Annotated in this window: 15 protein-coding genes and 1 pseudogene; 12 read left to right on the top strand and 4 right to left on the bottom strand. The window is 68.5% G+C overall.

All coding sequences use genetic code 11. The annotated features are described in order from the left end of the window. The first annotated feature begins 130 nt into the window (after nt 1–130). The 9 genes and pseudogenes from HK415_RS20540 (at nt 131) to HK415_RS20500 (ending at nt 10,743) form a co-directional block, all read left to right on the top strand. Nucleotides 131–2,067: pseudogene (locus tag HK415_RS20540) on the top strand (AMP-dependent synthetase/ligase). A 5-nt stretch (nt 2,068–2,072) separates the two neighbouring features. After that, nucleotides 2,073–2,915: an ABC transporter ATP-binding protein gene (locus HK415_RS20535; protein WP_373684663.1), complete on the top strand. Its 843-nt coding sequence runs from the start codon at nt 2,073–2,075 to the stop codon at nt 2,913–2,915. Nucleotides 2,916–2,925: 10 nt separating this feature from the next. Continuing rightward, nucleotides 2,926–3,855 carry a branched-chain amino acid ABC transporter permease gene (locus tag HK415_RS20530; RefSeq protein WP_171562487.1) on the top strand — a complete coding sequence of 310 codons (930 nt, stop codon included), beginning with the start codon at nt 2,926–2,928 and terminating at the stop codon, nt 3,853–3,855. A 12-nt stretch (nt 3,856–3,867) separates the two neighbouring features. Next, nucleotides 3,868–4,944: a branched-chain amino acid ABC transporter permease gene (locus tag HK415_RS20525; protein ID WP_171562485.1), complete on the top strand. Its 1,077-nt coding sequence runs from the start codon at nt 3,868–3,870 to the stop codon at nt 4,942–4,944. A gap of 20 nt (nt 4,945–4,964) precedes the next feature. Then, nucleotides 4,965–6,293 carry an ABC transporter substrate-binding protein gene (locus HK415_RS20520; protein WP_171562482.1) on the top strand — a complete coding sequence of 443 codons (1,329 nt, stop codon included), beginning with the start codon at nt 4,965–4,967 and terminating at the stop codon, nt 6,291–6,293. Between the two features lie 127 nt (nt 6,294–6,420). After that, nucleotides 6,421–7,230: an ABC transporter ATP-binding protein gene (locus HK415_RS20515; protein WP_171562480.1), complete on the top strand. Its 810-nt coding sequence runs from the start codon at nt 6,421–6,423 to the stop codon at nt 7,228–7,230. A gap of 19 nt (nt 7,231–7,249) precedes the next feature. Then, entirely contained in the window at nt 7,250–8,500 is a 1,251-nt protein-coding gene (locus HK415_RS20510; RefSeq protein WP_171562478.1) for a phenylacetate--CoA ligase family protein, read from the top strand. 151 nt (nt 8,501–8,651) lie between these two features. Continuing rightward, nucleotides 8,652–9,635 carry a tripartite tricarboxylate transporter substrate-binding protein gene (locus tag HK415_RS20505; protein ID WP_171562476.1) on the top strand — a complete coding sequence of 328 codons (984 nt, stop codon included), beginning with the start codon at nt 8,652–8,654 and terminating at the stop codon, nt 9,633–9,635. Between the two features lie 52 nt (nt 9,636–9,687). Beyond that, nucleotides 9,688–10,743 (top strand): Bug family tripartite tricarboxylate transporter substrate binding protein, encoded by a 1,056-nt coding sequence (locus tag HK415_RS20500; protein ID WP_171562474.1) that lies wholly within the window; start codon nt 9,688–9,690, stop codon nt 10,741–10,743. Nucleotides 10,744–10,755: 12 nt separating this feature from the next. Here HK415_RS20500 and HK415_RS20495 read toward each other — a convergent pair whose 3' ends face one another. Continuing rightward, nucleotides 10,756–11,079, bottom strand: coding sequence for a DUF1840 domain-containing protein (locus HK415_RS20495; RefSeq protein WP_171562472.1), 324 nt, complete (start codon nt 11,077–11,079; stop codon nt 10,756–10,758). A gap of 4 nt (nt 11,080–11,083) precedes the next feature. Then, the gene (locus HK415_RS20490; protein ID WP_171562470.1) at nt 11,084–12,352 is read right to left on the bottom strand and encodes a class I SAM-dependent methyltransferase; all 1,269 of its coding nucleotides are present in this window, start codon (nt 12,350–12,352) and stop codon (nt 11,084–11,086) included. 144 nt (nt 12,353–12,496) lie between these two features. On the opposite strand from HK415_RS20490, the gene HK415_RS20485 reads away from it, so the two are divergent. Next, the gene (locus HK415_RS20485; RefSeq protein ID WP_171562467.1) at nt 12,497–12,976 is read left to right on the top strand and encodes a MarR family winged helix-turn-helix transcriptional regulator; all 480 of its coding nucleotides are present in this window, start codon (nt 12,497–12,499) and stop codon (nt 12,974–12,976) included. Beyond that, entirely contained in the window at nt 12,973–14,595 is a 1,623-nt protein-coding gene (locus HK415_RS20480; RefSeq protein WP_171562465.1) for an AMP-binding protein, read from the top strand. The genes HK415_RS20485 and HK415_RS20480 overlap by 4 nt, the downstream gene beginning before the upstream one ends. 48 nt (nt 14,596–14,643) lie before the next feature. Here HK415_RS20480 and HK415_RS20475 read toward each other — a convergent pair whose 3' ends face one another. Both HK415_RS20475 and HK415_RS20470 read right to left on the bottom strand, forming a co-directional pair. Further along, nucleotides 14,644–15,627, bottom strand: a complete 984-nt coding sequence (locus tag HK415_RS20475; RefSeq protein ID WP_171562463.1) for a Bug family tripartite tricarboxylate transporter substrate binding protein — start codon at nt 15,625–15,627, stop codon at nt 14,644–14,646. A 26-nt stretch (nt 15,628–15,653) separates the two neighbouring features. After that, nucleotides 15,654–16,157: a hypothetical protein gene (locus tag HK415_RS20470; RefSeq protein ID WP_171563584.1), complete on the bottom strand. Its 504-nt coding sequence runs from the start codon at nt 16,155–16,157 to the stop codon at nt 15,654–15,656. A 180-nt stretch (nt 16,158–16,337) separates the two neighbouring features. Here HK415_RS20470 and gspF point away from each other — a divergent pair, with 180 nt between their 5' ends. Continuing rightward, a complete protein-coding gene (gene gspF, locus HK415_RS20465; protein WP_171562461.1) occupies nt 16,338–17,564 on the top strand; it encodes a type II secretion system inner membrane protein GspF in 1,227 nt (408 codons plus the stop codon). The last annotated feature ends 2 nt before the right edge of the window (nt 17,565–17,566 follow it).

Here is a 17,566-nt window from a genome sequence, read left to right as displayed (position 1 = left end):
GCATCAAGCACCGTGCGCGCTCAGTGCACGCCCTACTAGGACTATCCCTAGGAATGTCGTCGCAAAGACAGATCGACGTCAAACCGGGGCCTACATTGCGCCCCATACGCCCCAGGGCGAAGGACAAGGCATGGAGACAACATTCCCGCGGCTGCTGCTGCAGCACGCTTCGACGCGGCCCACCGCAGCCGCCATGCGCGAGAAGGAATACGGCATCTGGCAATCGCTGTCGTGGGCGCACCTCGCGCACATGGTGGAGCACATCGCCTGCGGCCTGCACCATGCGGGCCTGACGCGCGGCGAGCACATGGTGGTGATCGGCACCAACCGCCCGCGCCTGTACGCCACCATGCTGGCGATCCAGTCGCTCGGCGCGGTGCCGATCCCGCTGTACCAGGACGCCGCGGGCGCGGAGTGCGTGTTCCCGATCAACAACGCCGAAGTGCGCTTCGCGCTGGCCGAGGACCAGGAACAGGTCGACAAGCTGCTGGAGATCCAGCCGCAGTGCCCGCAGCTGGCCACGATCTACTACGACGACCCGCGCGGCCTGCGCAAGTACACCGACACCGGCATCGTGGCACTCGACGAACTGGTGGCCGCAGGCGAGGTGTTCGCGCGCCAGCACCCGCAGTTCTTCCGTTCCGAAGTGGACCGGGGCGCGCCCGATGACGTCTCCTCGATGTTCTTCACCTCGGGCACCACCGGCCAGCCCAAGGGCGTGGTGCACACGCACCGCTCGCTGCTCGATCGCGCGCACGCCGGCGCGGAGTTCGACCGCCTGACCGAGAAGGAAGAAGTCCTGGCCTACATGCCGCCCGCCTGGGTCGGCCAGAACATCTTCAGCTACGCGCAGTGGCTCGCGTGCGGCTACGTGGTCAACTGCCCGGAGTCCGCCGGCACGGTGATGATCGACCTGAAGGAAATCGGGCCGACCTACTACTTCGCGCCGCCGCGGATCTTCGAGGGGCTGCTGACCAGCGTGATGATCCGCATGGAAGACGCCAGCGCCATCAAGCGCCGGATGTTCCACGCCTTCATGGACGTGGCGCGCCGCGTGGGTCCCGCCCTGATGGACGGCAAGCCGGTGGCCGCGGCGGACCGCCTGAAGTACGCGATCGGCAACCTGCTGGTGTACGGGCCGCTGCGCAACAACCTGGGCATGTCGCGCGTGCGGGTGGCCTACACCGCCGGCGAGGCGATCGGCCCCGACCTGTTCACCTTCTACCGCGCCATCGGCATCAACCTGAAGCAGCTCTATGGCAGCACCGAGACCGCGGTGTTCGTCTGCATGCAGCCGGACAACCAGGTCCATGCCGACACCGTGGGCGTGCCCTGCCGCGACGTGGAGATCCGCCTGACCGACACCGGCGAGATCCTGGTGCGCGCTCGCCCGGCCTGCTCAAGGAGTACTACAAGAACCCGGAGGCCACGGCCGAAGTGAAGGACGGCGAAGGCTGGTACCACACGGGCGACGCCGGCTTCCTGGACGCGCAGGGCCACCTGAAGATCATCGACCGCGCCAAGGACGTGGGCCGCCTGGCCGACGCCTCGATGTTCGCGCCCAAGTACATCGAGAACAAGCTCAAGTTCTTCCCGCACATCAAGGAAGCGGTGGCGATGGGCGACCGGCGCGACATGGTCACCGCGATGGTGAACATCGACTTCGAGGCGGTGGGCAACTGGGCGGAGAAGCGCAACCTGCCGTATGCGGGCTACACCGACCTGGCGCAGAAGCCCGAGGTGTACCAGCTGGTCAAGGAGTGCATCGAGAAGGTGAACGCGGACCTCGCGGCCGACGACAAGCTCGCCGGCAGCCAGATCCACCGCTTCCTGGTCCTGCACAAGGAGCTGGACGCCGACGACGGCGAGCTCACCCGCACCAACAAGGTCCGCCGCGGCTACATCGCCGAGAAGTACGCGGTGCTGGTGGACGCGCTGTACGGCGGCCGCAAGGAGCAGTACATCGAAACCCAGGTCAAGTTCGAGGACGGACGCACCGGCATGGTCAGCGCCACGCTGAAGATCGAGGACGTGCGGACCTATCCCGCCATGAGGGCTGCGGCATGAAGATCATGAGAGATCCCAACCACTCCGGCATCACCGCGGCGCCCGCCGCGCCCACCACCGAGCCCGCGGGCCGCCAGTTCGGCGACGTGATCCTCGACGTGCGCAACATCTCGCTGGCGTTCGGGGGCGTGAAGGCGCTCACCGACATCTCCTTCGACGTGCGCGAGCACGAGGTGCGCGCGATCATCGGGCCGAACGGCGCCGGCAAGAGCTCGATGCTCAACTGCATCAACGGCGTGTACCAGCCGCAGCACGGCAGCATCACCTTCCGCGGCAAGACCTTCGACCACATGAAGAGCCGGCAGGTCGCGGAGATGGGCATCGCCCGCACCTTCCAGAACCTGGCCCTGTTCAAGGGCATGAGCGTGCTGGACAACATCATGACCGGCCGCAACCTGCGGATCAAGAGCAACCTGTTCCTGCAGGCGCTGCGCATCGGCCCGGCCGAGCGCGAGGAGAACCGGCACCGCGAGTTCGTCGAGAAGATCATCGACTTCCTGGAGATCCAGGCCTACCGCAAGACGCCCGTGGGCCAGCTGCCCTACGGCCTGCAGAAGCGCGTGGACCTGGGCCGGGCGCTGGCGATGGAGCCGCAGGTGCTGCTGCTGGACGAACCGATGGCGGGCATGAACCTGGAGGAAAAGCAGGACATGTGCCGCTTCATCCTCGACGTGAACGACGAGTTCGGCACCACGGTCGTCCTGATCGAGCACGACATGGGCGTGGTGATGGACATCTCCGACCGGGTCGTGGTGCTCGATTACGGCAAGAAGATCGGCGACGGTTCGCCGGACGAAGTGCGCGAGAACCCGGAAGTGATCCGCGCCTACCTCGGCACTTCGCACTGACAGGGACACCATGGGCTTTTTCCTCGAAATCCTGCTCGGCGGCCTGATGGCCGGCATGCTCTACTCGCTGGTGGCGCTCGGCTTCGTGCTGATCTTCAAGGCCTCCGGCGTCTTCAACTTCGCGCAGGGCGCCATGGTGCTGTTCGCGGCGCTGGCGATGGCGCGCTTCGCCGAATGGATCCCGGCCTGGACCGGCATCAGCAACCCCTTCTTCGCCAACGGCGCCGCCTTCGTGATCGCCGGCGTGATCATGTTCGGCGTGGCCTGGCTGATCGAGCGCCTGGTGCTGCGCCACCTGGTGAACCAGGAAGCCGCCACGCTGCTGATGGCCACGCTGGGCATCACCTACTTCCTGGAGGGCGTGGGCCAGACGATCTTCGGCAGCAACATCTACAAGATCGACATCGGCATGCCCAAGGACCCGGTGATGGCCTTCGAGTCCACCTTCCAGGGCGGCATCCTGATCAACAAGGAAGACCTGGTGGCGGCGATCATCGCCGCGGCCCTGGTCGCCCTGCTGTCCGTCTTCTTCCAGAAGACGTCCACCGGCCGCGCGCTGCGCGCGGTGGCCGACGACCACCAGGCGGCGCAGTCGATCGGCATCCCGCTCAATCGCATGTGGGTCGTGGTGTGGTGCGTGGCCGGCGTCGTGGCGCTGGTGGCCGGGATGATCTGGGGCAGCAAGCTGGGCGTGCAGTTCTCGCTGTCCACGGTGGCGCTGCGCGCGCTCCCGGTGGTGATCCTGGGCGGCCTCACCTCGGTGCCCGGCGCCATCATCGGCGGCCTGATCATCGGCGTGGGCGAGAAGATGTCGGAGGTCTACCTCGGCCCCATGGTCGGCGGCGGCATCGAGATCTGGTTCGCCTACGTGCTCGCCCTGGGCTTCCTGCTGGTCCGGCCGCAAGGCCTGTTCGGCGAAAAGATCATCGACCGCGTGTAAGGGAACACAGACATGCTTTACCGCGAAAACGGCCAGTTCAAGACCAGCTACCGCAGCGACACGCAGATCTTCCCGATCCTGCAGGACCGCTGGGCGGTGCTGGCCATCCTGCTGGTTGCCTTCTTCCTCGTGCCGGCGATCGCCAGCGACTACATGTTCCGCGCCATCCTGATCCCCTTCGTGATCATGGCGCTGGCGGCGCTGGGCGTGAACATCCTGGTGGGCTACTGCGGCCAGATCTCGCTGGGCTCCGGCGCCTTCATGGCGGTGGGCGCCTACGGGGCCTACAACTTCTTCGTCCGCATCCCGGGCATGCCGCTGATCCCGACGCTGATCCTCGGCGGCCTGTGCGCCACGGCCTTCGGCATCCTGTTCGGCCTGCCCAGCCTGCGCGTGCGCGGCCTGTACCTGGCGGTCGCGACGCTGGCGGCGCAGTTCTTCGCCGACTGGATGTTCCTGCGCATCAAGTGGTTCACCATGGACACGCCTTCGGGTTCGGTCTCGGTGTCCAACCTGCAGGTGTTCGGCATCCCGATCGAAAGCGCCACGGCCAAGTACCTGTTCTGCCTGGTGGTGCTGGCGGTGGTGGCGCTGGCGGCCAAGAACCTGGTGCGCAGCGCGATCGGCCGCGAGTGGATGGCCATCCGCGACATGGACGTGGCGGCGGCGGTGATCGGCATCCGGCCGATGTACGCCAAGCTCAGCGCCTTCGCGGTCAGCTCCTTCATCATCGGCGTGGCCGGCGCGCTGTGGGCCTTCGTCTACCTGGGCGCCTGGGAACCGGCCGCCTTCTCGGTGGACATGTCCTTCCGCCTGCTGTTCATGGTGATCATCGGCGGCCTGGGCTCCATCATGGGCAGCTTCTTCGGCGCCGCCTTCATCGTGGTGCTGCCGATCTTCCTGAACCAGTTCCTGCCCTGGTTCGCCGCGCTGTTCGGGGTGACGATCTCCACGGCCGGCGTGTCGCACGCCGAGCTGATGATCTTCGGCGCCCTGATCGTCTGGTTCCTGATCGTCGAGCCGCACGGGCTCGCCAAGTTGTGGTCCACCGGCAAGCAGAAGCTGCGCCTGTGGCCCTTCCCGCATTGATTTTTCACAAGGAGACAAGCATGAAGTTTCGCAATGGAATCCTGGCGGTCGCGGCCGTGGCGGCGGCGGTGACGTCCGGGCTGTCGACCAGCGCCTTCGCGCAGGCGAAGGACCAGTTCATCCCGGTGCTGTCCTACCGCACCGGCCCGTACGCCCCCAACGGCACGCCCTGGGCCAACGGCTACGTCGACTACATCAAGCTGGTGAACGCGCGCGGCGGCATCAACGGCGTGAAGCTCACCTTCGAGGAATGCGAGACCGGCTACGACACAGCCCGCAGCGTCGAGTGCTACGAGCGCCTCAAGAGCAAGGGCGCGTCCTTCGTGCAGCCGCTGTCCACCGGCGCCACCTTCGCGATCACCGAGAAGGCCCCGGCCGACAAGATCCCGGTCGTGACCATCGGCTACGGCCGCAGCGAAAGCGCCGACGGCTCCGTGTTCAAGTGGAACTTCCCGATCGCCGGCACCTACTGGGTCGCCAGCGACGCCATCCTGCAGGCCGTGGCCAAGAAGGAAGGCGGCCTCGACAAGCTCAAGGGCAAGAAGATCGCGCTGGTCTACCACGACAGCCCCTACGGCAAGGAGCCGATCCCGCTGCTGCAGGAGCGCGCGCGCATGCACGGCTTCGAGCTGACGCTGCTGCCGGTGACGGCGCCCGGCGTGGAGCAGAAGTCCACCTGGCTGCAGATCCGCCAGAACCGCCCCGACTACGTGTTCCTGTGGGGCTGGGGCGTGATGAACTCCACCGCGCTGAAGGAAGCCGTGGCCACGGGCTACGCGCGCGAGAAGATGTACGGCGTGTGGTGGGCCGGTGCCGAGCCGGACGTCAAGGACGTGGGCGATGGCGCCAAGGGCTACAACGCGGTGACCATGCAGCACGGCGCCGAGCCGCAGTCCAAGGTGGTCAAGGACATCCTGACGCTGGTGCACGGCAAGGGCCAGGGCACGGGCCCGAAGGACGAAGTCGGCCAGGTGCTGTACATGCGTGGCGCCATGAGCGCCATGATCGGCATCGAGGGCATCCGCGCCGCGCAGGACCGCTTCGGCAAGGGCAAGGTCATGACGGGCGAGCAGGTCCGCTGGGGCCTGGAGAACCTGAACCTCACGCAGCCCAAGCTGGACGGCCTGGGCTTCGCCGGCGTGATGCGCCCGATCAGCACCTCGTGCGTCGACCACATGGGCGCCGCCTGGGCCCGCATCCACACCTGGGACGGCAAGCAGTGGAAGTTCAGCTCCGACTGGCTGCAGGCCGACGAGCAGGTGATCCGCCCGCTGGTGAAGCAGACGGCGGCCAAGTACGCGGCCGAAAAGAAGATCACCCCGCGCACGCCCGCGGACTGCCAGTCATAACCTGACCTGACTTCCTCCCTCCCCCTCCGGGGAGGGCTGGGGTGGGGGCGCGCTCGCGAAATCGTCCCCGCCGAGTGCCCCCATCCCAGCCTTCCCCGGAGGGGGAAGGAGCAAAACCGGAACCGCCATGGAAGAACGCAAGATTGTCCTGAACGTCAACGGCATCGAGGTCATCTACAACCACGTGATCCTCGTGCTCAAGGGCGTGTCCCTGCAGGTGCCCGAGCGCGGCATCGTCGCCCTGCTCGGGGGCAACGGCGCGGGCAAGACCACCACCCTGCGCGCGGTGTCGAACCTGCTGGCCGGCGAACGCGGCGAGGTCACCAAGGGCTCGATCGAGCTGCGCGGCGAGCGCATCGAGAAGCTGACGCCCGCCGACCTGGTGCAGCGCGGCGTGGTGCAGGTGATGGAGGGCCGGCACTGCTTCGCCCACCTCACCATCGAGGAGAACCTGCTGACCGGCTCCTACACGCGCAGCGACCGCGCCGAGGTCGCTGCCAACCTGGAGAAGGTCTACAACTACTTCCCGCGCCTGAAGCAGCGCCGCACCTCGCAGGCGGCCTACACCTCCGGCGGCGAGCAGCAGATGTGCGCGATCGGCCGCGCGCTGATGGCCAACCCGAGCATCGTGCTGCTGGACGAACCGTCGATGGGCCTGGCCCCGCAGATCGTCGAGGAAGTGTTCGAGATCGTGAAGGACCTGAACCTCAAGGAGCAGGTCACCTTCCTGCTCGCCGAGCAGAACACCAACATGGCCCTGAAGTACGCCGACTACGGCTACATCATGGAAAGCGGCCGCATCGTGATGGACGGGCCGGCCGCCGACCTGGCCAACAACGAGGACGTCAAGGAGTTCTACCTGGGCGTCGGCAGCGGCAAGCGCAAGAGCTTCCGCGAGGTCAAGAGCTACAAGCGCCGCAAGCGCTGGCTGGCCTGAACACGAACAGGGAACAGGAATGAGCAAGCAGTTTTACGACAGCCTGGAAACCCGCGCGCCCGCGGAACGCGAAGCGCAACTCATGGCCGCACTGCCGGCGCAGGTGGCGCATGCGCAGCAGGCCACCGCCGCCTTCCGCGAGATCCTGGCCGGCGTGGATGCGCGCGGCATCGGCTCGCGCGAGGCCCTGGCCCGCCTGCCGGTCACGCGCAAGCACGAACTGCAGGAGCGGCAAAAGGCGCAGCGCCCGGTCGATCCCTTCGGCGGCTTCTCCGCGCTGGTGCGCGGCCCGGCCATGCCGCACATCTTCGCCTCGCCCGGTCCCATCTATGAACCCGAAGGCGGCACGCGCGACTACTGGCGCTGCGGCCGCGCGCTGTTCGCCGCGGGCTTCCGCGCCGGCGACCTGGTGCACAACTGCTTCAGCTACCACATGACGCCCGGCGCGTTCATCTTCGAGTCGGCGGCGCATGCGATCGGCTGCACGGTGTTCCCGGCCGGCGTCGGCCAGACCGAACAGCAGCTGGAGGCGATCACCGCGCTGCGTCCGGTGGCCTACACCGGCACCCCGAGCTTCCTGCGCATCCTGGTGGAGAAGGCAGTCGAGGCCGGCGCGGACATCACCTCGATCCGCAAGGGCATGGTGGGCGGCGAAGCCTTCCCGCCCAGCCTGCGCGACTGGTTCCTGGAGCGCGGCATGGAGGTCTACCAGAGCTATGCCACCGCCGACCTGGGCCTGATCGCCTACGAGACCAGCGCGCGCCAGGGCATGGTGGTGGACGAGGGCGTGATCGTCGAGATCGTGCGCCCCGGCACCGGCGACGTGGTCGCCCCGGGCGAGGTGGGCGAGGTCGTCGTGACCACGCTGAACCCCGGCTATCCGCTGATCCGCTTCGGCACGGGCGACCTGTCGGCGCTGCTGCCCGGGGAGGACCCCACAGGCCGCACCAACATGCGCATCAAGGGCTGGCTCGGCCGGGCCGACCAGACCACCAAGATCCGCGGCATGTTCGTGCACCCCGGCCAGGTGGCCGACATCACCCGCCGCTTCCCGGAGATCGTCAAGGCGCGGCTGGTCGTGTCCGGCGAGATGGCCAACGACGTGATGACGCTGAAGGTCGAGGCCAGGGCCACGCCCCAGGGACTGGATGCGCGCATCGGCGAAGCCGTACGCGACGTGACCAAGCTGCGGGCGGACATCCAGCTGGTGCAGCCGGGCTCCCTGCCCAACGACGGCAAGGTGATCGAGGACGCACGCAGCTACAAGTAGACATCCGGGCGACACACGGCCGGGCTGCGGCGGCCCGGCCCCCGGGACAAAAGTCCTGATTCCTGATGCAGGACAAGGCGTAAGTACTTCCGGCGATGCATCATCGCGCGCGCGTCTCTATGATCGCGCCGTTTCCCCCTTTGGAGTCCCCATGAAGAAGTTGTTCCAGGCGGTCGTTCCGCTCGCCCTGGCCGCTGCCGCCTTTTCCGCCGGCGCCCAGGATTACCCGGGCAGCAAGCCCATCACCCTGATCGTGCCCTTCGCGGCCGGCGGCCCGACGGACCGCGTGGCCCGCGACCTGGCCGAAGCGCTGCGCAAGCCGCTGGGCGCCACCGTGGTCGTGGACAACGCCGCGGGCGCGGGCGGCTCCATCGGCGCCAACAAGGTCGCCAAGGCCCCGGCCGACGGCTACACCCTGATGGTCCACCACATCGGCATGGCCACCATGCCCACGCTGGTGCGCAACATCCCCTTCAAGGTCGACAGCGACTTCGAATACGTCGGCCTGATCAACGACGTGCCCATGACGCTGATCGGCAAGCCCTCGCTGCCGGCCAACAACTACAAGGAACTGGTCGGCTGGATCAACGCCAACAAGGGCAAGATCAACCTGGGCAACGCCGGCGTCGGCTCGGCGTCGCACCTGTGCGGCATGCTGTTCCAGAACGTGCTGGGCGTGGACATGACCGCCGTGCCGTACAAGGGCACCGGCCCGGCCATGACCGACCTGATCGGCGGCCAGATCGACCTGATGTGCGACCAGACCACCAACACCACGGCACAGATCGAGGGCAAGAAGGTCAAGGCCTATGCCGTCACCTCGACCAAGCGCCTGAGCACCCCCGCCCTGAAGGACCTGCCCACCCTGCAGGAAATGGGCGTGAAGGACTTCAACGTCAGCATCTTCCACGGCCTGTACGCGCCCAAGGGCACGCCCGCGCCGGTGCTCAAGAAGCTGAACGATGCGCTGAAGGTCGCCCTGAAGGACGCCGACTTCGTGAAGAAGCAGGAAGGCCTGGGCGCCGTGGTCGTGACCGACCGCCGCGTCGAGCCCGCCGAACACAAGAAGTTCGTGCAGTCCGAGATCAACAAGTGGAGCCCGCTGATCAAGGCGGCCAACGTCTACGTCGAGTGAGTCCCCGGGACCCGCAAAGGCAGGCCTCCTTCGGGAGGCCTTTTTCTTTGGCATGATCGGCGGCAACGAAGACATCCAAGGAGACCCCGTGCGCCGTTCCCCTTCCTCCTCCCGCCGCCTCCTGCTCGCCTCCGGCGGCGCCCTCGCCCTGCAGGGCCTGCTGCCGCTGGCGGCGCGCGCCCAGGGCGCGTGGCCGGCCAAGCCGGTGCGCATCGTCGTGCCCTTCAACGCCGGCGGCACCACCGACATCCTGGCGCGCGCGGTCGCGCAGGAGCTGACCAAGGCGCTGGGCCAGTCCTTCGTGGTGGAGAACCGGGCGGGGGCAGGCGGCAACATCGGCGCCGACGTCGTGGCCAAGGCGGCGCCGGACGGCTACACGCTGCTGATGGGAACGGTCGGCACGCACGCGATCAACAAGTCGCTGTACGCGAAGATGCCCTACGACGGCCAGAAGGACTTCCAGCCGATCACGCTGGTGGCCGGCGTGCCCAACGTGATGGTGGTGAACGCCGAGAAGGCGGCCGCGCGCAACATCCACACGGTGCAGGACTTCATCAAGCTCGCCAAGGCCAACCCGGGCAAGCTGAACATGGCCTCGAGCGGCAACGGCACCTCGATCCACCTGGCCGGCGAGCTGTTCAAGGCCATGACCGGCGTCTACATGACGCACTTCCCCTTCACCGGCTCCAACCCCGCGCTGTTCAGCCTGCTGGCGGGCGACATGGACGTGATGTTCGACAACCTGCCCTCGGCGATGTCGCACATCAAGTCGGGCAAGCTCAAGGCGCTGGCCGTCACCAGTGCCACGCGCTCTTCCGCCGTGCCGGACATTCCGACGGTGGAAGAGGCCGGCGGCCCCACGCTCAAGGGCTTCGAGGCCAGTTCCTGGTTCGGGCTGCTGGCGCCGGCCGGCACGCCGATGGACATCGTGAACCGCATCCAGCAGGAAACGGCGAAGGCGCTGGCGACCCCGGCGATGAAGGAGCGGCTGCAGGCCCAGGGCGCGATCCCCAGCGGCAACACGCCCGCGCAGTTCGCGCAGTTCATCGACCGCGAGATCAAAAAGTGGGCGCCGGTGGTGAAGGCGTCCGGCGCGAAGGTGGACTGAGTCCGGCTGGGACTACACGCCCCAGACGATTTCCTTGCCGGCGCTGCTGCAGCGCCGCAGCATGTCCAGGAAGGGCACCGCCCTTTGCCGCAGCGAGACGGCGTCGAACTTCGGCGGCACCTCGCCCTTGGCCCTGGCTTCGTCGGCGATGGCCTTGTGCTCGGCCTCCTCGCGGGCGATGGCGCCTTCCAGCGCCTTCATCGCGCCCGGCATCTCCTCGGGCAGGATGATCCCCTTGGGGCCCGCGTCCTTGCCGATGATCTCCAGCACGCGCCGGCCGTTGGGCTCGAGCATGATCAGGTCCCCTGCGGCCTTGGATTTGAACTTGTAGAGCATCCGCTCATTCTCGGCGATAGATGTAGTCGCGGGTGAAGGGATAGGCCGACTGCGCCCCGCGCAGCGTGCCCGTGTGCATGTCGCCGTCGGGCCGCGCCGCCAGGATCTGGTGCAGCCCGATCCAGCCGCGCTCGAAGCACATGGCGGAACCGGCGAGGTACAGGCGGTAGGCGCGCAGCACCGTGCCCGCGCCTTCCTCGCCGTGCGTGCCGACCAGCACCGCGCGCGCTTCCTCCAGCCGGTCCTCCAGCGCATCCGACCAGGCCCACAGCGTGCGTGCGTAGTGCGGCCGCAGGTTCTCGGTGTCGACCATCTCCAGGCCACCTACGGCCATGTCGCGCAGCACCAGGCTGGTGTGCAGCAGTTCGCCGCCCGGGAAGATGTACTTGCCGATGAAGTCGCCCATGCCGGCGCCGAGCTGGCCCGGCTCGATGCTGCCGGCCGTGATGCCGTGGTTCATGGCCAGGCCGCCGGGCACCAGCAGGCGGCGGATCTTGGCGAAGTAGGCCGGCATGTTGGCCTGGCCGACGTGCTCGAACATGCCGACCGAGGCGACCTTGTCGTAGGGCGTGTCCTCCGGCAGCTCGCGGTAGTCGAGCAGCAGCATACGCACGCGGCCCTGCAGGCCCTTCTGCTCGATCAGCCGGTTCACGTGCGCGTGCTGGTTGCGCGACAGCGTGATGCCGGTGGCGTTCACGCCGTAGTTCTCGGCGGCCCACAGCAGCAACCCGCCCCAGCCGGCGCCGATGTCCAGGAAGCGCTCGCCGCCGCGCAGCATCAGCTTGCGGCAGATGTGGTCCAGCTTGGCTTCCTGGGCCTGCGCCAGGGTCATCTGCGGCTCGCGGAAGTAGGCGCAGGAATAGACGCGCCGCGGGTCGAGCCAGAGCGCGTAGAAATCGTCGGAGACGTCGTAGTGGAAGCGGACCAGTTCCGCGTCCTTCTGCGGCGTGTGCAGCGCCAGGGAGCGCGCCCGCCGCAGCATCTGCGTCCACCAGCTGGTGTCGCTGGCCACCGGGCTGCCCGGCAGCAGGCTCGCCCCCGCCGCCATCACGTCGCGCATGCGGCCCTCGATGCGCACGCGCTTCTCGACGTAATCCTCGGCGATCTTGCCGATGTGGCCCGCCGCGAAGGTGGCCAGGCCCGACCAGTCCTGGAACTCCAGGCGGACTGCGGCGTCCGCGGGGCCGAGCTGCCGCATGCCCGGCAGGCCGAGCGCCACGGGCACGGGAAGGGCGGCGAGTTGCGCTTCGAGCTTCTGCAGCAGCGGCTCCATGCGCAAATTCTTGGCGACTCCCGGCCGCGGCGTCAACAGCCGGGCTGTAGGACGCTTGCTTCACCTGAGCTGGCGACGCGGGCGGCAAGCTTGCCCCCGGATTTATTCAAGCCTAAACTATTTAGGCCCCACGCAAAGGACCCCATGGACATCGAAGCGCGAGCCCACAGCGAACACCCCGAGGCACTGCGCCTGTGGCTGCGGCTGCTCACCTGCACCCAGCTGGTGGAAAAGCAGGTCCGCACGCTGCTGCGCGACCGCTTCGACACCACCTTGCCCCGCTTCGACCTGATGGCGCAGCTGGAACGCGCGCCCGAGGGCCTGAAGATGAACGAGCTGTCGCGCCGGATGATGGTCACCGGCGGCAACGTCACCGGCATCACCGACCAGCTGGTGAGCGAAGGGCTGGTCGAGCGCATCGACGTCGCCGGCGACCGGCGGGCCTACCGCGTGCGCCTGACCGCCAAGGGCCGCAAGCAGTTCCACGACATGGCCCGCCAGCACGAGGAATGGATCGTGGAGGCCTTTTCCAGCCTGAGCGACAAGGAGATCGCCACCCTGCACAAGCTGCTGGGCAAGGTGAAGGAACAGGCCAACGCACCGCGCCAGGAGACCGCCGCATGAGAGCCCCGATCGCCTCCGCCCAGGTCGACCGCTTCGTGCACGACCGCCTGCCGCCGCGCGAGCAGTGGCCGCAATTGCGCTACGAACTGCCCGAACTGCAGTTGCCGCCGCAGTTCAACCTGGTCGCCGAATTGCTGGACCGGGCCGGGGAGAAGGGCTGGGGCACGCGGCCCATGCTGCGCTCGCCGCAGCGCACGCTCACTTACGTGCAGGCCCGGGAGGAAGTCGACCGCATCTGCCGCGTGCTGGTGGAAGACCTGGGCCTGGTGCCCGGCAACCGCGTGCTGATGCGCGGCGGCAACTCCGTCGCCATGGCGCTGGCCTGGCTGGCGGTGGTGAAGGCCGGCGGCATCGCGGTGGCCACGATGCCGCTGCTGCGCGCGCGAGAGCTCGGCGACATCATCGACAAGGCGCAACCCGCGCTGGCGCTGTGCGACGCGAAGCTGCTGGACGAACTGGAACTCGCGCGCAAGGAGCGGCCGGGCCTGCGCACCGTGGTGCGCTTCAACGCGGCGGAGGCCGACGGGCTGGAGGCGCGCGCCGCGCAGAAGCGGCCCTTCTTCGCCGCCTGCCCCACGGCCGCCGACGACATCGCCCTGCTCGCCTTCACCTCCGGCACCACCGGCAAGCCCAAGGCCGCCGTGCACACGCACCGCGACGTGCTGGCCGCCTGCGAAGCCTGGCCGCGCCACGTGCTGCGCGCGACACCGGAGGACATCGTGGTCGGCAGCCCGCCCCTGGCCTTCACCTTCGGCCTGGGCGGCCTGCTCATGTTCCCGATGTGGGCCGGCGCGTCCGTGTATTTCCCGGACGGCCCGTACACGCCGGAGAACATGATCCGCACCATCCGCGACGTCGGCGCCACCATCTGCTATACCGCGCCCACCTTCTACCGGCAGGCCGCGCCCTTCGCGCGCGAGCTGGGGATCGGCAAGCTGCGCACCAGCGTCAGCGCCGGCGAGGGCCTGCCCGACGCCACGCGCCAGCTGTGGAAGGACGCCACCGGCCTCGAGATGCTGGACGGCATCGGCGCCACCGAGATGTTCCACATCTTCATCTCCTCGGCCGGCGCCGAGGTGCGGCGCGGCGCCGTGGGCAAGGTGGTGCCGGGCTACACCGCGAAGGTGGTCGACGACGAAGGGCGCGAAGTGCCGCGCGGCACCATCGGCAAGCTCGCCGTGATCGGCCCCACCGGCTGCAAGTACCTGGAGGATCCGCGCCAGGCCAACTACGTGAAGGACGGCTGGAACTACCCCGGCGACGCCTTCCTGCAGGACGCCGACGGCTACTTCATCTACCAGGCGCGTGCCGACGACATGATCATCACCTCCGGCTACAACGTCGGCGGCCCGGAGGTCGAGGATGCGCTGCTGAAGCACCCGGCCGTGGCCGAATGCGGCGTCGTCGGCAAGCCCGACGAGGAGCGCGGCATGATCGTCAAGGCCTATTGCGTGCTCAAGCCGGGGCACCAGGCGGATGCGGCGATGGTGCGCACGCTGCAGGACCACGTGAAGGCCATGATCGCGCCCTTCAAGTACCCGCGCGAGATCGAGTTTGTGGCCAGCCTGCCGCGCACGGAGACGGGCAAGCTGCAGCGCTTCAAACTGCGGCAGTTGTGAGGCGGCGTCGGGGTTCGGGCTGCGCCGCTCACCACCGACCTACCCAGCTCACTCCGGCTTGATCTTCGCGCGCTCCACGACCTGCTTCCAGCGCTTCTGCTCGGCGGCGATGAACTGCGCGAACTGCGCCGGGCTGCCGCCCACCGACTGCGCGGCATCCTGGTTCAGGCGCTCCAGCGCGGCCTGCGACTTCATCGCCTTCTGCGTCTCGGCGGCGAGGCGGTCGATGTTCGCCTGCGCCATGGTGGCCGGGGCCAGCATCCCGTACCACTGCGTCATCTCGAAGCCGGGGAAGCCCTGCTCCGCCACGGTGGGCACGTCGGGCAACTGCGCCAGGCGTTGCGTGGAACCGGTGGCGATGCAGCGCAGCTTGCCCGACTTGATGTGCTGCAGGATCGCCGAGGCGCCGACGGAAGCCGCATCGAGCCGGCCGGCCAGCAGGTCGGTCAGCTGCGGGCCGGTGCCCTTGTACGGGATGTGCGTGATGAAGATGTTGGCGGTCATCTTCAGGTATTCCATGGCCAGGTGGCCCGCGCTGCCGTTGCCGGCGGAGCCGTAGTTCATCTGGCCGGGCTTGGCCTTCACCAGGGCGATGAACTCCTTGAGGTCCTTGGCCGGCACGCCCGGGTTGACGACGTACAGGCTCGGGACCTTGGCCAGCAGGCTGACCGGCTTGAAGTCCTTGTTGGCGTCGTAGGGCAGCTTGTCGTACATGTACGGGTTCACCGCCAGCGTGCCGATGTGGCCCAGGATCAGCGTGTGCTGGTCGTCCGCCCGCGCGACCTCCGCCATCGCGATGATGTTGCCCGAGGCGCCCGGCTTGTTGTCCACGAACACGCTCTGCCCGAGCTGCTTGGTCAGCTCGCCGGCCGTGGCGCGCGCGATGATCTCGGAACTGCCGCCCGGCGCGAACGGGACGACGAAGCGCACCGGCTTGGTCGGCCACGACTGCGCGAAGGCACTCGCCGGCCACAGGCCGCACAGGGTGGCGCCGCCGGTGGCGGCCAGGAAGGAGCGTCGGGACGGGGTCATGGAGGATCTCGCTTTCGGCGGCGATCCTACTGCACCTTCCGGTCCTCGGCCTTCGCCTCCTCCAGCGCCTGCGGCTCCAGTTCCTCGGCATAGCGGTTCATGCGCACGAACCAGCCCCAGCTCGCCAGCAGCACGGCGGACGCGATGATCAGGGCCGCCGAATAGAGCATGTCGGCCGGGCGCTCGTGCAGGGCCTTGAGCGTCATCACCAGGCCCTCGATCACCAGCGCAACCACCAGCACCACCAGGAAGCGCGAGAGGAAGCGGCGCACGCGCGTGGGCGCGCTCACCTGCGCCATGCGCACGACTTCCTCCTCGGCGATCGTCTGCGCGATCTGCAGGGCGACCACCGCGGCGGCCAGCACGCCGACCGCCTCGATGATGATCTGCGCCGTCTTCGGCACCAGGCCGGCCCACGCCGCTTCCCACAGCGAGACCGCCGCCACGCCGGTCAGCACCAGCGCGGCGATCGCGAACAGCGCCGCCATCAGCGCGTGCACCGCGCCGAAGGCGAGCAGCAGCGGCCGCATGGGGCCTTTCACCCTTGCTCCTGCACGCGGGCTATGCGGTCGGGTGCGACCCCGGGTGGGCTGGCCATGGTCGTTCTCCTGGTTGCGAGCCAGCACGCTACCCCAGCCGCGGCCCGGGCCCTGTAGGCCGGCGCCTCAGCCGCGTTCCTTCCGGCCGGGCGCGGCCCGTATCATGCCGCCATGCCTGCATATGCATTCGAGGCACTGGACGCCGAGGGCGCCACCCAGAAGGGGGTGATCGAGGCCGACACCGCCCGGGCCGCGCGCGGCCTGCTGCGCGGCCGTGCCCTGGTGCCGCTCGCCGTGAAGCCGGTCTCCTCGGGCGAGACGCGCGGCGAGGCGGTCGCGTCCGCCCTGTCCCTGCGCCGGGCGGTGTTCAATTCCACCGGGCTGGCGATCTGGACGCGGCAGCTGGCCGGCCTGGTCGGCTCGGGCCTGACGCTCGAGCGGGCGCTGACCGCGCTGGCCGACGAGGCCGAGAACGAGCAGCAGCACCACCTGATCGCCGCCCTGCGCGCCGAGGTGAACGCGGGCTCCTCCTTCGCCAAGGCGCTGTCGCGCTTTCCGCGCGAGTTCTCCGACATTTACGTGGCGGTGGTGGGCGCCGGCGAGCAGAGCGGCCACCTGGGCGTGGTGCTGGAGCGGCTGGCCGACGACCTGGAGGAGCGGCAGGCGCTCAACGCCAAGCTGATGGCGGCCACGCTCTATCCGGCGATCGTGACGGTGGCCGCGCTGGTGATCGTGCTACTGCTCATGACCTACGTGGTGCCGCAGGTGGCCAACGTGTTCGCGGGCAGCAAGCGCGCGCTGCCGCTGCTGACGGTGGTGATGCTGGCCTTCAGCGCCTTCCTGCGCAGCTGGGGCATCGCGCTGCTGCTGGTGCTGGCGGCGGCCTTCGCGATGCTGCGCCTGTCGCTGCGCAATCGGGCCTTCCGCGAGCGTTTCGACGCCGGCTGGCTGACGCTGCCGCTGGTCGGCCGGCTTTCGCGCGGCTACAACGCGGCGCGCTTCGCCGGCACGCTGGCCATGCTGGCGGGGGCCGGCGTGCCGATCCTGAAGGCCTTGCAGGCCGCGGCCGAGACCCTGGGAAACCGGGCGATGCGGGCCGACGCGCTCGACGCGCTGGTGCTGGTGCGCGAAGGCGCGCCGCTGGCCTCCGCGCTGGCGCAGAAGAAGCGCTTCCCCGGCCTGCTGGGCATGTTCGCCCGGCTGGGCGAACAGACCGGCCAGCTGCCCTCCATGCTGCAGCGGGCGGCCAAGCAGCTGTCGCAGGAGGTGCAGCGGCGCGCACTGCAGCTGGCCACGCTGCTGGAGCCGCTGCTGATCGTCGCCATGGGCCTGGTGGTGATGCTGATCGTGCTGGCGGTGCTGCTGCCCATCATTCAGCTCAACCAGTGGGTACGATAGGG

This window comes from Ramlibacter montanisoli (assembly GCF_013087525.1).
Taxonomy (GTDB): Bacteria; Pseudomonadota; Gammaproteobacteria; order Burkholderiales; family Burkholderiaceae_C; genus Ramlibacter; species Ramlibacter montanisoli.
The sequence above is the reverse complement of the archived record's forward strand: the minus strand, read 5'-3'. Positions and strand labels throughout refer to the sequence as shown.

Coding starts and splice junctions, on each gene's coding strand:
- HK415_RS20535 (WP_373684663.1), top strand. CDS start 2,073: ATGAGAGATCCCAACCACTCCGGCATCACCGCGGCGCCCGCCGCGCCC.
- HK415_RS20530 (WP_171562487.1), top strand. CDS start 2,926: ATGGGCTTTTTCCTCGAAATCCTGCTCGGCGGCCTGATGGCCGGCATG.
- HK415_RS20525 (WP_171562485.1), top strand. CDS start 3,868: ATGCTTTACCGCGAAAACGGCCAGTTCAAGACCAGCTACCGCAGCGAC.
- HK415_RS20520 (WP_171562482.1), top strand. CDS start 4,965: ATGAAGTTTCGCAATGGAATCCTGGCGGTCGCGGCCGTGGCGGCGGCG.
- HK415_RS20515 (WP_171562480.1), top strand. CDS start 6,421: ATGGAAGAACGCAAGATTGTCCTGAACGTCAACGGCATCGAGGTCATC.
- HK415_RS20510 (WP_171562478.1), top strand. CDS start 7,250: ATGAGCAAGCAGTTTTACGACAGCCTGGAAACCCGCGCGCCCGCGGAA.
- HK415_RS20505 (WP_171562476.1), top strand. CDS start 8,652: ATGAAGAAGTTGTTCCAGGCGGTCGTTCCGCTCGCCCTGGCCGCTGCC.
- HK415_RS20500 (WP_171562474.1), top strand. CDS start 9,688: ATGATCGGCGGCAACGAAGACATCCAAGGAGACCCCGTGCGCCGTTCC.
- HK415_RS20495 (WP_171562472.1), bottom strand. CDS start 11,079: ATGCTCTACAAGTTCAAATCCAAGGCCGCAGGGGACCTGATCATGCTC.
- HK415_RS20490 (WP_171562470.1), bottom strand. CDS start 12,352: ATGGAGCCGCTGCTGCAGAAGCTCGAAGCGCAACTCGCCGCCCTTCCC.
- HK415_RS20485 (WP_171562467.1), top strand. CDS start 12,497: ATGGACATCGAAGCGCGAGCCCACAGCGAACACCCCGAGGCACTGCGC.
- HK415_RS20480 (WP_171562465.1), top strand. CDS start 12,973: ATGAGAGCCCCGATCGCCTCCGCCCAGGTCGACCGCTTCGTGCACGAC.
- HK415_RS20475 (WP_171562463.1), bottom strand. CDS start 15,627: ATGACCCCGTCCCGACGCTCCTTCCTGGCCGCCACCGGCGGCGCCACC.
- HK415_RS20470 (WP_171563584.1), bottom strand. CDS start 16,157: ATGCGGCCGCTGCTGCTCGCCTTCGGCGCGGTGCACGCGCTGATGGCG.
- gspF (WP_171562461.1), top strand. CDS start 16,338: ATGCCTGCATATGCATTCGAGGCACTGGACGCCGAGGGCGCCACCCAG.